We start from the raw sequence: 12,204 nt of genomic DNA on the forward strand, positions 1-12,204 counted from the left end.
GAGCAGGCTTGTCAAGGCGGGAAAGCGTGCCTTGACAACCCTGGTCGGCGACCAAAGATCGGCTGTGGATCGGGGGCGGGGGAGGTCTGGTTCGATGGTCGGTGCTGTTGCGTTGCCGGCTTGCGGTTGGTTCTGGTGCTATCGGCGGCGCCGGCCTAGCCAGGCCAGTGCGGCGCCGGCGCTGAACGCGCCTGCCACGGCGCCCGCGCCGGGACCGCGCCGCACCTCCACCGTCGGGCGGATGACCGCGGGCGGCGGGGGTTCGACCGTCGTCACGAGGTTCTCCCGCGCGGTCGCCGTCCAGGCCGTCACGAAGAGCAGGAACCGGGACACCAGGTTGGCGAACACCAGCAGACCGATGATGGGCCCGAACAGCACCCCGCTCGGCGAACTGGTGACGCTCGCCAGGTAGATCGAGCCGACCTGCTTGAGCACCTCGAAGCCGACGGCGGCGATCGCGGCGCCCTTGATCGCGCTGCGCGCCGACACCTTCTCCCGCGGCAACCGGGACAGCACCCACAGGAACACCAGCATGTTCGCCAGCAGGGACAACACGATCGTCGCCAGGCGAAGCAGGAACCGCGCCCACGACTGGTCCTCCAGGCCGACGAGCCCGAGCAGGAAGTTGCCCACCCCGCCGCCGACCGCGGTCAGGCCGAACGACACGACCATCGCCAGCCCCAGCCCGCCGAGCGCCAGCAGGTCCTTGATCGTCGTCGAGACGATCGGGCGGCTCTTCTTCTCCTGGCCCCACTGGGCGGTCAGCGCGTCACGCAGGTTGCTCATCCAGCCGATGCCGGAGTAGAGCGCCAGCAGCAGACCGAACACCCCGGTGCCGCCGCGGGAGGCGAGCGCCGCGTCGACGATCTTGGTGACGAAGTCGCCGATCCCCGGCGGCGTCGAGGAGATGATCCCGTCCCGCAGCTCGTTCAGGGCCGCCTCGTTGTTCGCCAGCACGAACCCGGCGATCGAGAACCCGACCATGAGCAGCGGGAACAACGACAGCACGCTGAAGTAGGTGATCGCCGCCGCGTAGTGGTTGCCGTAGCGCTCGCCGAACGCGTCGTTGGCCCGCACCAGGTGGTCGAGCCACGGGTACTTCCGGCGCAGCCGCGGGACCAGCTTTTCCTTCTCTTCCGCCACGGGAAAACGCTAGCGACACCGCCCCGACCTCGCAATTCGGGGCCGGGCCGGGTCCACTGTGGACGTCAGGAGGCGGGCGGCAGGAATCCGACGCGGTCGAACACCCGCGCCAGCGTCCGCGAGGACACCTCGCGCGCCTTCTCCGCGCCGCGGGCCAGGACCTTGTCCAGTTCGGCCACATCGTCCAGATAGGACTGGACGCGCTCCTGGATCGGGGTGACCCACTCGACGAGGACCTCGGCCAGGTCCTTCTTCAGGTCTCCGTAGCCCTTGCCCTCGTAAGCCGCCTCCAGGTCCGCGATCGTGCGGTCGGTCAGCGCCGAGTAGATCGACAGCAGGTTCGACACGCCCGCCTTGTTCTCGCGGTCGAACCTGACCTCGCGGCCGGTGTCGGTGACCGCCGAGCGGATCTTCTTCGCCGAGCGCTTCGGGTCCTCCAGCAGCTCGATGATGCCGTTCGGCGAGGACGCCGACTTGCTCATCTTCACCGCCGGGTCCTGCAGGTCGTAGATCTTCGCCGTGCCCTGCACGATGTGCGGCTCCGGCACGGTGAACGTCTTGCCGAAGCGCTGGTTGAACCGCTGCGCGAGGTTGCGGGTCAGCTCCAGGTGCTGGCGCTGGTCCTCACCGACCGGCACCGCGTCCGCCTGGTAGATCAGGATGTCCGCGGCCATCAGCACCGGGTAGGTGAACAGGCCGACGCTGGCGTGGTCGGTGCCCTGCTTGGCGGCCTTGTCCTTGAACTGCGTCATCCGGCTGGCCTCGCCGAACCCGGTCAGGCACTCCAGCACCCAGGACAGCTGCGCGTGCTCGGGCACCTGGCTCTGCACGAACAACGCGCTGCGCTCCGGGTCCACGCCCAGCGCGAGCAGCTGCGCGGCCGAGACGCGGGTGCGCTGCCGCAGCACCTTCGGGTCCTGCTCGACCGTGATCGCGTGCAGGTCGACGACCATGTAGAAGGTCTCGTGCGTGTCCTGCATGCGCACCCACTGCCGGAGCGCGCCGAGATAGTTGCCGAGGTGGAACGAGTCGGCGGTCGGCTGGATCCCGGAGAGCACGCGCGGGCGGGCGGTGGTTTCTGGCGCTTCGGACACGACCCCGATTGTCTCAGGCCCCGCGGACGGCGATCGCAGCGAGGTCCGCCGCCGGGCCGCGCAGCCGCGACCCGGCGCGCCAGACCAGCCGGAGCTCGCGGTGCAGGTCGAGTCCGCCGACGTCGACGGCGACGAGCGTGCCCGCCGTGATTTCCGCGGCGACGGTGTGCGCGCCCAGCACCGCCGGGCCGATGCCCTCCATGACCGCCGACTTGATCGCCGTCGTCGAGGACAGTTCCAGCAGCGGCTCGGCCAGCTCCGCGGGCGCCAGCGCGACTTCCAGCGCGCGGCGGGTGCCGGAGCCGCGTTCCCGGCTGATCAGCGGGGTGGCGGCCAGCTCGTCCGGCCGCGTCGGCCGCCGTCGCCGGGCCCACGGGTGGCCGGGCGCGACGACCAGCCGGAGTTCGTCGACGGCGACCGTCTCGGCATCGAGTCCCGCGGGCAGGTCGGGCCCTTCGACGAACCCGAGGTCGACCTCGCGGGCCAGGACCTGCGCCGCGACCTCCCCCGAGTTGCCCGAGGTGAGCGCCACCGCAGTCCCCGGGTCGACGCGGCGCAGCGCGGCGAGCCACCGGGGCAGCAGGTATTCGGCGACGGTCAGGCTGGCCGCCACGCGCAGGTGCTCGTCGCGGCGGGCACGCAGCGCGGCGATCCCGGCTTCCAGGTCGGTGGCGGCCTCGACGACCGGCCGGGCCCAGTCGGCGACCAGCGCGCCGGAGTCGGTGAGCCGGGAGCCGCGCGGCGACCGGTCGACGAGCGCGACGCCGATCTGCGCCTCCAGCTGCCGGATCCGGGCGCTGGCAGCGGGCTGGGAGATCCCGTGGGCGCGCGCCGCCGCGCCGATGCTGCCGAGCTGTGCGACGGACAGCAGCAGCTCGAAGCCGGCGAGGTCGGTGACACGCAGGGGCATAGGCACAGGTTATGAGCTCATCGGCCGGTGATCCCTACCGGATGCGGCGTCGTGGACCGAACGTGGAGGCATGCTCGAACGCGCGCCGCGCCTGTCCCGCCCCGGCACCACCCCGAACTGGTTCGCCTCCGTGATGGGCAGCGGCATCGTCGCGACCGCCCTGCCCGCGCCGCTGTCGGTGCTGCGGCCCGTGGTCACGGTCGTGTGGGCGCTGGCCGCGGTGTGGCTGGTGGTGCTGGTCTGGCAGCTGGTCGCGGACCGGCGGCGGCAGCACCGGCACCTGCGCGACCCGATGCTGGTGCACTTCTGGGGAGCGCCGCCGATGGCGCTGCTGACGATCGGCGCGGGCGCGGTGGCGCTCGGCCGGGACTGGATCGGCACCGGCCCGGCGCTGGTGGCCGGCGCGGTGTTGTGGACCGCGGGCACGGCGATGGGGTTGGTGACCGCAGTGGGCGTGCCGTACCGGATGATCACCGGCCGCATCCCGGCCGCCGAACCGTTCGCCGGGTGGCTGATGCCCGTCGTGCCGCCGATGGTCTCGGCGGCCACCGGCGCCGCGCTCGTGCCGCACCTGCCTGCCGGGCAGCCGCGGCTGGCGCTGCTGCTGGCGTGCTACGCGATGTTCGGGATCAGCCTGTTCGCGACGGTCGTGCTGCTGCCGCAGATCTGGCACCGGCTGGTGACCGCGGGGACGGAAGCCGCCCGGGTGCCTACCCTCTGGATCGTGCTGGGGCCGCTGGGCCAGTCGATCACCGCGGCGAACCTGCTGGGCGCGGCCGCGCCCGGGGTGTTGCCGTTCGGGGCCGCGGCGGAGGCGTTCGGGTTGTTCTACGGCCTCGCCGCGTGGGGGTTCGCGATGTTGTGGCTGGCGATCGCGGCGGCGGTGACGTTGCGGACCGTGCGCGCCGGGATGCCGTTCTCACTCACCTGGTGGAGCTTCACGTTCCCCGTCGGCACCTGTGTCACCGGCACGAGCGCGCTGGCCGCGGTGACCGGTTCGGCGTTGTTCGGCGGGGCCGCGGTGGCGCTCTACGTTTTGCTCGTGGGCGCCTGGGTAACCGTCGTACTGCGGACGGGTCAGACCTGGGGACGCCGGTAGGGGGTCAGGGCCGGGCGCGTGGGCTCTTCGGGGGTCTCGACGACGACGGGGACGACGGCCTCCGCCTGGGCCTTGCGGCGCTGGCGCACGATGCCCAGTGCCATGCCGATGATGCCGAGCAGGACCGCGGCGAGGCCGACGGGGCCGAGCAGGCCGAACGAGACGCCGGTCGGTTCGGCCTGGGTGGCCGGCGACGCGGCGGCGACGCCGGTGGTGGTCGCGGTCGCGAGGACCGCCAGGACCAGGCCGGCCCGCAGTACGTGCACTGTTCGGTTGCGCACCGGTGTGCCTCCTGAGACGAGACTGCCGTTCCAAGGTGGCCGTCACCCTAATGGGCGACGGTTACCAGCGTGAAAACTACCGACCGTGTCAAGGCCGATCGTTTTTGATCACGTGCGGGGCAGAGAGTAGCGCCCATCGGAGTGCCGGGGACACGGGGGCCACACCCCGGCCACCACCTGGAACGACATGCCAGCTCAGACGGCTTGGAGCTGGTCGGTCTGCTCGGAGTGCCCGACCCCCGCGTGCTGGACCCAGACCGTCCGCCGCGGCTCGTCGAGGAGGTACCAGACCCGGGCCGCGCCGGTCACCTCCAACTGCCACCGCGGGAGACTGCGCCCCTGGTGCGTCCCGTGCGCGAGTACGCCCTTGAGCTGATGGTGGCGGCTGGTCGGCTTTCCGGGGCCCGGACCGGGGTCCGTCCGCATGGTCTCCCAGGCCTTCCGCAGGTTCCCCCGAGCGGCGGCTTCGAGTTCGTGCCGGCCCTTGACGGCTTCCGTGGTGCCGAACCTGATCTCCCACTCGCCGCCGATGGCAGGCGGAGCGACCGGGTCACCACGCTTGGGGCTCACGCGTCCGCTGCCCCCGGCGCGGGCACCGGACCGAAGTCGTCTCCGTCACGCTGCAGCACGGCGAGCAGCTCGGGGTCGGCGTGGACCTCCGCGGTGTGCCGCCACGAGGTGATGACCTGAGCCACCGGAGCCGGGTTGCGCAAGGCCTCCGCGCCTTCGAGCGCGTCGACGAGTTCGACGACGAAGGCCTGCACGTCCTCGCGCGGCAGGAAACGCACCCACGGGAAGGCTTCCGGCACGACCTCGGTGACCAGGGACCGGATCTGGTCGTCGTGCTTCATCAGCGCCAGGAACAGCCGGGTAGTGGCGGACGCGGCTTCGTCCGCCCGCTCGGCCCGGCTCGACGTGGTCAGGACGAGGTCTTCTTCGTCCGCCGCGCGGCGGTGCACCCGCAACGTCCGGGCACGCCGCAGCTTGCCCAGCGAGCGGCAAATCAGGACTTGCTCTGGTCGTTGCTCAGCCACTTCTCCGGGCGCACGCGGACCAGCAGTGACTTCTCCCCCAGCGCGCCGTCCACGTAGGCGCGCGCGTCGGGCTCCGGGAGGTACCTGGCGGTAATCGCGAGGGCCTCCTCGCGCGTCGGCGGGGCCTCGTTGGCCACGACCGGGCCCTCGACCGTCACGTACTTGTACGGCCAGTTCTCGTTCTGCACGGTCAGGCTCAGCCGGCCGGCCTTGCGCACCAGCTTCTCCTTCACCGTCCCGCGTTCCATCCACAGCAGGACGTCGCCGCCGGGCCGGTAGTCGTACCAGATCGGCACGGCCAGCGGCGCCCGTCCGTCCCGCTCGACTGCCAGCACGCCGATGTGCACGCCGGCCAGGAAGTCCTCGCGCTCGGAAGCGGTCATCACGAACGACACGAGCTGCCGCCCCCAATCAGTCGGTGTGCCAGGGGCAACGCCCGTGCTCATCCGGACATTCCGGCTATTCCGGGGAAAAGTCGAATGTCGCCGTCACCGGGGCGTGGTCGGACCAGCGCAGCTCGTAGCTCGGCGCCCGCTCCACCACCACCGACGTGCACTTCTCGGCCAGGCCGGGCGTCGTGACCAGGTAGTCGATGCGCCAGCCCGCGTCGTTGTCGAAGGCCTTGCCGCGGTAGGACCACCACGTGTACGGGCCGGGCCCCTCCGGGTCGAGCTTGCGCTGCACGTCGACGTATCCGGCCTCGCCGAACACGCGGCTCATCCAGGCCCGCTCCTCGGGCAGGAAGCCGGAGTTCTTCTGGTTGCCCTTCCAGTTCTTCAGGTCGATCTCGGCGTGCGCGATGTTCCAGTCGCCGCCGACGACGACCTCGCAGCCGGCTGCCTCGGCCTTGCCGCGCAGCTCGATCAGGTACGGCAGGAACGCGGCCATGAAGCGTTCCTTCTCGTCCTGCCGCGGCGTCCCCACGTCGCCGCTCGGCAGGTACAGGCTGGCCACGACCACGCCGGGCAGGTGCACCTCGAGGTAGCGCCCGCTGTCCTCGAACTCGGCCTCACCGAAGCCGACCCGCACCTCCGACGGCTCGGCCCGGCTGTAGACGGAGACGCCGTTGCGGCCCTTCACCGCGGACGGCGCGTGGTGCGCGTGCCACCCCGCCGGGGCGACGACGTCCTCGGGGAGCTGCCCGGCCTCGGCGCGCACCTCCTGGCAGAGGATCACGTCGGACCCGCTGGCGGCGAGCCACTCGACGAACCCCTTCTTGGCGGCGGCGCGCATGCCGTTGACGTTGACTGTGGAGACGGTGAACACGCCCAGCACGCTACCGGCCCCCACCGACGTTCCCGGACACTGCTGCCATGAGCGAACTCATCGTCCTCGGCAGTTGCGGCGCGTGGCCGGAGCCGGGCCGCGCGTGCGCCGGCTTCCTCCTCACGCACGAGGACTTCCGCGTCGTCCTGGACCTGGGTTACGGCACCGTCGGTGTTCTGCTGGACCACTGCCCACGCGGCGAGGTCGACGCCGTGATCGTCACCCACCGCCACCCGGACCACTGCGTGGACCTCAGCGCACTGGCCCGCGTGCGGCACTACGAGGCCCCGGACTCGCCGAGGATCCCCCTCTACTGCGAGCCGGGTGTGCTCGACGTCCTGCGCGCCCTGGAGCCCCGGCCGGATCCGGCGACCGTGTTCGAGGTGCACGACCTCGGCCGCCCGGCGCGGGTCGGGCCGTTCTCATTGACCCCGTTCCCGCTTCCGCACCACGTTCCGGACTACGGCGTGCGTCTGGCGGCGCCGGGTCTCACCGTCGCCTACACCGGTGACTGTGGACCGACGGAGGCGCTGCGTGAGCTGGCGCGCGACAGCGACCTCTTCATCGCCGACGCGACGCTGCAGGAAGAACCCCCGCCGCGCAGCCCGCGCGGCGTCATGACCGCCACGGAGGCGGCGACCTGGGCGGCTGCGGCGGGCGCGCGCCGGTTGCTGTTGACCCACTTCTGGCCGGGCAGCGATCGGGCGATTTCCGCGGCACAGGCGCGCGCCGTGTTCGGCGGCGAGGTGATCGTCGCCGAGGAGGGTCTGGTCGTGGCGCTCTGAGGTCAGCAGTTGCCGCTGACCGGCTGCAGGTACTCCGTCTTCGCCCACTTGTTCTCGGCGATCTTGCGGAACCCGTTCTGGACCTCGGCCTGGGCGTCGGTCTCGGCGTTCTGGTTGAACTTGCCCACGATGTCCGCACCGGCGTCCGGCGCCGCCCGCACGTTGAGCACGTCCGCGGTGACGGTCACGCGGCAGCCGCCCGAGCCGCCGGTGGCGCCCTCCGAGACCTGCTTGTCGCTGCCCATCACGTAGATCAGCCCGACGCCGGCCAGAATCGCGACGATGATCAGTGCGCGCTTGGGGATGCCCAGGAACACGGGTGCTCCTCACCAGCCGAAAGTTCGTTCCGGGTAAGGGTAGCCACACTTCAGCACCCCCGACAGGCCCGCGCGGGCGAACCACCCGAGAGGCGTCACGAGGCGGGCACGCTCGGTGACGAAACGGTCTGCCAGACGCTGTCGTGGCGCACCACGTGAGTGCCGGCGCGGGCCAGCAGGGCGACGACGACCGGATCCCGGTACGGATCGAACGGACGCTGCGCCTGCCACAGGTGACCGGACAGGGCCTTCGCCAGCTGTCCGGTCGCTCCGGACCCGCGGACGGTCAGGACGGTGAGCGAGACGATCCGGTCGCCCGGCACGCGGCAGACCACGTCCAGCCGGCTGCGCGCGGCGCCGGTCAGCCGCAACGCGCCGAGCACCAGCCCGCACAGCAGCTGCGCGAGCATCTCCAGCAGCGCGAACGGCACGAGCACGAGCCAGACGAGGAGCTGCAGGCCGGCCACGACCGCCTCCAGCACCTGCCCGGCGAGCCCGGCGACCAGCAGCAGCGGCGCGAGGTAGAGCCACTCCCAGCCGCGGATCTCCCGGTCCTTGGCCTTGCGCTGCTCCCGGCGCTCCTGGCGCCACTCCGACGGGGTGCGCCTCGGATCGGTCCGCACGGCGCGGTAGCGGTCGTACTCGCCGGACGCGATGTTCATCGGCTGGACGACGCGTTTCCACGGCGCGAAGCGGCGCGTCAGCGTCCAGACGTGGTCGTCGGGGTGGATGACCTGCACCTGCGCAGTCATACCCGAGACCACCGGCGGACGAAGAAGAGGCCCGGTCACCGTGCGGTGACCGGGCCTCTCGCTGTGGCCGGAAAAACGCGGACTCAGCCCTGGGCGATCTTCGCCGCCAGGTTCTCGTCCAGGGTCGCCAGGAACTCCTCCGTCGTCTGGAACGGCTGGTCCTTGCCGACGAGGAGCGCCAGGTCCTTGGTCATCTTGCCGCTCTCGACGGTCTCGATGACGACCTGCTCGAGCTTGTTGGCGAAGCCGACCAGCTCGGAGTTGCCGTCCAGCTTGCCGCGGTGCTCGAGACCCCGGGTCCACGCGAAGATCGACGCGATCGGGTTCGTCGAGGTCGGCTTGCCCTGCTGGTGCTGCCGGTAGTGCCGGGTGACCGTGCCGTGCGCGGCCTCGGCCTCCACGGTCTTGCCGTCCGGCGTGCGCAGCACCGAGGTCATCAGGCCCAGCGAACCGAAGCCCTGCGCCACGGTGTCGGACTGCACGTCACCGTCGTAGTTCTTGCACGCCCAGACGTAGCCGCCCTCCCACTTCAGCGAGGCGGCGACCATGTCGTCGATCAGGCGGTGCTCGTAGGTCAGGCCCTTGGCGTCGAAGTCGGCCTTGAACTCGGTCTCGAAGATCTCCTGGAAGGTGTCCTTGAACATGCCGTCGTAGGCCTTCAGGATGGTGTTCTTCGTCGACATGTAGACCGGCATGCCGCGGTCCAGGCCGTACTGCAGCGAGGCGCGCGCGAAGTCCTCGATCGACTTGCGGTAGTTGTACATGCCCATCGCGACGCCGCCACCCTCCGGGTAGCGGGCGACCTCGAACTCGATCGGCTCGGAGCCGTCCTCGGGCACGTACGTCATGGTCACCGTGCCGGGGCCGGGAACCTTGAAGTCGGTGGCCTTGTACTGGTCACCGTGCGCGTGACGGCCGATGATGATCGGCTTCGTCCAGCCCGGGACCAGCCGCGGGATGTTCTGGATGATGATCGGCTCACGGAAGACGACACCACCGAGGATGTTGCGGATGGTCCCGTTCGGGCTCCGCCACATCTTCTTCAGGCCGAACTCCTCGACCCGGGCCTCGTCCGGCGTGATGGTGGCGCACTTGACGCCGACGCCGTGCTTCTTGATGGCGTTCGCGGAGTCGACGGTGATCTGGTCGTCGGTCCGGTCGCGCTCTTCGATACCCAGGTCGTAGTACTCGAGGTTGATGTCGAGGTACGGGTGGATCAGCTTGTCCTTGATGAACTTCCAGATGATGCGAGTCATCTCGTCGCCGTCGAGTTCTACGACGGTGCCCTCGACCTTGATCTTGGCCATGAGCCGCGGTGCTCCTCTCGCGGATCTGCGCGTGTCTGTGCAGCACGTCTATGCGGTACAAGCGTACTGCTATTAGGAGACGAACGCCTTAGGTGGTGACGTACCTCAGTCTCGCAAAGGCCCGAAGTGGCAGAAGTCACGCCCCTCGCGGAGTAGGTTCCCTGGCATGCGGTTCGCGATCAAGACCCGGCCCGAGCACACGACCTGGCAGGAGATCCGGGACGTGTGGGTGGCGGCCGACGACGTCGAGCTGTTCGAGTCGGCGTGGAACTGGGACCACTTCTACCCGCTCTCCGGTGAGCCGTCGGGGCCGAACCTGGAGGGCTGGTCGATGCTCGCCGCGCTGGCCGAGGCGACCCGGCGGATCCGGCTCGGCTGCCAGGTCACCGGCATGATCTACCGGCACCCTGCGGTGCTGGCGAACATGGCCGCGACGATCGACATCATCTCCGGCGGCAGGCTGGAACTGGGCCTGGGCGCCGGGTGGAACCAGCAGGAGTGCGACGCCTACGGCATCGACCTGCCGCCGCTGAAGGAGCGGTTCGACCGGTTCGACGAGGGCGTGCAGGCGATCATCGGCCTGCTGCGCGACCCGGTGACCACCTTCGAGGGCCGGTACGTGCGGCTGACGGAGGCGTACTGCGAGCCGAAACCCGTGCAGCGCCCGCACCCGCCCATCGTGATCGGCGGCCGCGGGCCCAAGCGGACGTTGCGCGCGGCGGCGCTGTGGGCGCAGGAGTGGCACGCGATCACGCGCAGCCCGGCGGAGTGGCTGGAGCTGCGGTCGGTGCTGCTCGAGCGCTGCGCGGAGGTGGGCCGGGACCCGGCGGAGATCGCGTGCTCGGTGAACGTCCGGCTGGACGACGGCATCGAAGCGGCGGCCGAGGAGGCGGCGGCGTACGGCGAGGCCGGGGTCGACGTGGTCGTGCTGAACCTGCCCCACCGCGCCGGGCCGGACCTGCTCGAGCCGCTCGCGGACGCGCTGATCAGGTCGGGAAGTGCGCGCTGACGGGCACTGGTGCGACCATTGGCCCATGCCGAAGAAGCTCCGTCTCACCGGTGACGCCGACGCGGACAAGCTCCTCTCCGAGGACCCGTTCGCCCTCCTCACCGGGATGCTCCTGGATCAGCAGATCGCGATGGAGACCGCGTTCATCGGGCCGAAGAAGATCGCCGACCGCATGGACGGCTTCGACGTGCGCAAGATCGCCGAGTCCGACCTCGACGAGTTCGTCGAGCTGTGCGTGACCCCGCCGGCGATCCACCGCTACGGCGGCTCGATGGCGCGCCGCGTGCACGCGCTCGCCAACCACATCGTCGAGCACTACGACGGCAAGACCGACCGGATCTGGAAGCAGGGGAAGCCGGACGGCAAGGAAGTCCTGCGCCGCCTCAAGGAACTGCCCGGCTACGGCGACCAGAAGGCGCGGATCTTCCTCGCCCTGCTCGGCAAGCAGCGCGGTGTCCAGCCCGAGGGCTGGCGGGAGGCCGCGGGCGCGTACGGCGAGGAGGGCTCGCGCCGCTCCATCGCCGACGTCGTCAGCCCGGAGACGCTCGCCGAGGTCCGCGCCTTCAAGAAAGCCGCCAAGGCCGCCGCGAAGAACTGATCAGCCGGGGTGGGCGCCGACCGTGTCGCGGATTTCGGCGCCCAGTCCCGAACCGCTCTCCCGTGCGCAGTGCGCGCAGCAGAAGAACCGGCCCTCGACCTCGGCGCCGTGCCCGAGGATCCGACACCCGCAGTGCTCGCACGACGGCGCGATCTTCTGCGCCGCGCATTCGATGCTGTCGAACGTGTAGGTGTCCCCGCTGACCGTCCGGACCTCGAAGGACATCCAGTAGTCGTTTCCACAGACCACACAGCTAGCCATCGCCAGAACTCCTTTTCGCGTCGGGATGAATCGAAGCCTGCTCGCCTCCCGGAAACCCGGCAACTTGATCAATTCCCGGTCCAGTGACAATTGCCGGGAGCCCGATTTACCCTGGTTCCCGCGGGAGGTGGTCGATGATGCACGCAACCGTAGGAGACCGGATCCTCGTCCACGGTCGTACCGTCGGAGCGGCCGAGCAGCGCGGTGAGATCGTCGAAGTCCGCGGGGAGAACGGCGGGCCGCCCTACCTCGTGCGCTTCGCCGACGGCCACGAAGGCCTGATCTTCCCCGGCTCGGACTGCGAGGTCAGTCACGAAAAGCAGGAGCACAACGCCTGACCGCGCCCCG

17 protein-coding genes are annotated in these 12,204 nt (G+C 70.5%); 5 read left to right on the top strand and 12 right to left on the bottom strand.

The features are described from left to right. Positions 1-138: 138 nt before the first annotated feature. From yhjD to ACCP09_RS34680, 3 genes are all read right to left on the bottom strand, one after another. Entirely contained in the window at positions 139-1,143 is a 1,005-nt protein-coding gene (gene yhjD / locus ACCP09_RS34670; RefSeq protein WP_027932531.1) for an inner membrane protein YhjD, read from the bottom strand. 65 nt (positions 1,144-1,208) lie between these two features. Continuing rightward, positions 1,209-2,237, bottom strand: a complete 1,029-nt coding sequence (gene trpS, locus ACCP09_RS34675) for a tryptophan--tRNA ligase (RefSeq protein ID WP_027932532.1) — start codon at positions 2,235-2,237, stop codon at positions 1,209-1,211. Between the two features lie 13 nt (positions 2,238-2,250). Then, entirely contained in the window at positions 2,251-3,147 is an 897-nt protein-coding gene (locus ACCP09_RS34680) for a LysR family transcriptional regulator (RefSeq protein ID WP_378363149.1), read from the bottom strand. Between the two features lie 70 nt (positions 3,148-3,217). Between ACCP09_RS34680 and ACCP09_RS34685 the strand changes: the two genes are divergently transcribed. Next, positions 3,218-4,246, top strand: a complete 1,029-nt coding sequence (locus ACCP09_RS34685; RefSeq protein ID WP_433753040.1) for a TDT family transporter — start codon at positions 3,218-3,220, stop codon at positions 4,244-4,246. On the opposite strand, the gene ACCP09_RS34690 is transcribed toward ACCP09_RS34685, so the two are convergent. The 5 genes from ACCP09_RS34690 to ACCP09_RS34710 form a co-directional block, all read right to left on the bottom strand. After that, positions 4,225-4,527, bottom strand: coding sequence for a hypothetical protein (locus ACCP09_RS34690; protein ID WP_378335386.1), 303 nt, complete (start codon positions 4,525-4,527; stop codon positions 4,225-4,227). The genes ACCP09_RS34685 and ACCP09_RS34690 overlap by 22 nt on opposite strands. Positions 4,528-4,722: 195 nt before the next feature. Continuing rightward, the gene (locus ACCP09_RS34695; protein WP_433753042.1) at positions 4,723-5,097 is read right to left on the bottom strand and encodes a hypothetical protein; all 375 of its coding nucleotides are present in this window, start codon (positions 5,095-5,097) and stop codon (positions 4,723-4,725) included. Then, positions 5,094-5,561, bottom strand: a complete 468-nt coding sequence (locus ACCP09_RS34700) for a hypothetical protein (protein ID WP_433753044.1) — start codon at positions 5,559-5,561, stop codon at positions 5,094-5,096. The genes ACCP09_RS34695 and ACCP09_RS34700 overlap by 4 nt, the downstream gene beginning before the upstream one ends. Continuing rightward, entirely contained in the window at positions 5,531-5,944 is a 414-nt protein-coding gene (locus tag ACCP09_RS34705) for a pyridoxamine 5'-phosphate oxidase family protein (protein ID WP_123687135.1), read from the bottom strand. Before ACCP09_RS34705 ends, ACCP09_RS34700 begins: the two co-directional genes overlap by 31 nt. 76 nt (positions 5,945-6,020) lie before the next feature. Next, on the bottom strand, positions 6,021-6,851 hold the full coding sequence (locus ACCP09_RS34710; RefSeq protein WP_378335383.1) for an exodeoxyribonuclease III: 831 nt from the start codon (positions 6,849-6,851) through the stop codon (positions 6,021-6,023). 23 nt (positions 6,852-6,874) lie between these two features. Between ACCP09_RS34710 and ACCP09_RS34715 the strand changes: the two genes are divergently transcribed. Then, positions 6,875-7,612, top strand: a complete 738-nt coding sequence (locus ACCP09_RS34715) for an MBL fold metallo-hydrolase (RefSeq protein WP_433753046.1) — start codon at positions 6,875-6,877, stop codon at positions 7,610-7,612. Positions 7,613-7,614: 2 nt separating this feature from the next. On the opposite strand, the gene ACCP09_RS34720 is transcribed toward ACCP09_RS34715, so the two are convergent. The 3 genes from ACCP09_RS34720 to ACCP09_RS34730 all read right to left on the bottom strand — a co-directional run bounded on the left by ACCP09_RS34720 (position 7,615) and on the right by ACCP09_RS34730 (position 9,988). Continuing rightward, positions 7,615-7,929, bottom strand: a complete 315-nt coding sequence (locus ACCP09_RS34720) for an SH3 domain-containing protein (protein WP_027932539.1) — start codon at positions 7,927-7,929, stop codon at positions 7,615-7,617. Between the two features lie 95 nt (positions 7,930-8,024). Continuing rightward, the gene (locus ACCP09_RS34725) at positions 8,025-8,681 is read right to left on the bottom strand and encodes a hypothetical protein (protein WP_433753048.1); all 657 of its coding nucleotides are present in this window, start codon (positions 8,679-8,681) and stop codon (positions 8,025-8,027) included. Positions 8,682-8,764: 83 nt separating this feature from the next. After that, positions 8,765-9,988, bottom strand: a complete 1,224-nt coding sequence (locus tag ACCP09_RS34730) for an NADP-dependent isocitrate dehydrogenase (protein ID WP_017986747.1) — start codon at positions 9,986-9,988, stop codon at positions 8,765-8,767. A 166-nt stretch (positions 9,989-10,154) separates the two neighbouring features. Between ACCP09_RS34730 and ACCP09_RS34735 the strand changes: the two genes are divergently transcribed. Both ACCP09_RS34735 and ACCP09_RS34740 read left to right on the top strand, forming a co-directional pair. Then, on the top strand, positions 10,155-10,997 hold the full coding sequence (locus tag ACCP09_RS34735) for an LLM class F420-dependent oxidoreductase (RefSeq protein WP_378363155.1): 843 nt from the start codon (positions 10,155-10,157) through the stop codon (positions 10,995-10,997). A gap of 25 nt (positions 10,998-11,022) precedes the next feature. Next, positions 11,023-11,595 (top strand): HhH-GPD-type base excision DNA repair protein, encoded by a 573-nt coding sequence (locus tag ACCP09_RS34740; RefSeq protein WP_027932541.1) that lies wholly within the window; start codon positions 11,023-11,025, stop codon positions 11,593-11,595. Here the strand turns inward: ACCP09_RS34740 and ACCP09_RS34745 are convergent, their stop codons facing one another. Beyond that, on the bottom strand, positions 11,596-11,856 hold the full coding sequence (locus ACCP09_RS34745) for a hypothetical protein (RefSeq protein WP_026153780.1): 261 nt from the start codon (positions 11,854-11,856) through the stop codon (positions 11,596-11,598). Between the two features lie 137 nt (positions 11,857-11,993). Here ACCP09_RS34745 and ACCP09_RS34750 point away from each other — a divergent pair, with 137 nt between their 5' ends. Further along, complete coding sequence (locus ACCP09_RS34750; protein ID WP_026153779.1) at positions 11,994-12,194, top strand: DUF1918 domain-containing protein; 201 nt, start codon at positions 11,994-11,996, stop codon at positions 12,192-12,194. Positions 12,195-12,204 lie beyond the last annotated feature (10 nt).

It is taken from the genome of Amycolatopsis sp. 3B14 (genome assembly GCF_050958625.1).
In the GTDB taxonomy this organism is placed as follows: Bacteria; Actinomycetota; Actinomycetes; order Mycobacteriales; family Pseudonocardiaceae; genus Amycolatopsis_E; species Amycolatopsis_E thermoflava.

Excerpts from the sequence above, each read along its gene's own strand:
- ACCP09_RS34680 (WP_378363149.1), bottom strand. The coding sequence starts at position 3,147 with ATGCCCCTGCGTGTCACCGACCTCGCCGGCTTCGAGCTGCTGCTGTCC.
- ACCP09_RS34685 (WP_433753040.1), top strand. The coding sequence starts at position 3,218 with ATGCTCGAACGCGCGCCGCGCCTGTCCCGCCCCGGCACCACCCCGAAC.
- ACCP09_RS34705 (WP_123687135.1), bottom strand. The coding sequence starts at position 5,944 with ATGACCGCTTCCGAGCGCGAGGACTTCCTGGCCGGCGTGCACATCGGC.
- ACCP09_RS34715 (WP_433753046.1), top strand. The coding sequence starts at position 6,875 with ATGAGCGAACTCATCGTCCTCGGCAGTTGCGGCGCGTGGCCGGAGCCG.
- ACCP09_RS34725 (WP_433753048.1), bottom strand. The coding sequence starts at position 8,681 with ATGACTGCGCAGGTGCAGGTCATCCACCCCGACGACCACGTCTGGACG.
- ACCP09_RS34730 (WP_017986747.1), bottom strand. The coding sequence starts at position 9,988 with ATGGCCAAGATCAAGGTCGAGGGCACCGTCGTAGAACTCGACGGCGAC.
- ACCP09_RS34735 (WP_378363155.1), top strand. The coding sequence starts at position 10,155 with ATGCGGTTCGCGATCAAGACCCGGCCCGAGCACACGACCTGGCAGGAG.
- ACCP09_RS34740 (WP_027932541.1), top strand. The coding sequence starts at position 11,023 with ATGCCGAAGAAGCTCCGTCTCACCGGTGACGCCGACGCGGACAAGCTC.
- ACCP09_RS34745 (WP_026153780.1), bottom strand. The coding sequence starts at position 11,856 with ATGGCTAGCTGTGTGGTCTGTGGAAACGACTACTGGATGTCCTTCGAG.
- ACCP09_RS34750 (WP_026153779.1), top strand. The coding sequence starts at position 11,994 with ATGCACGCAACCGTAGGAGACCGGATCCTCGTCCACGGTCGTACCGTC.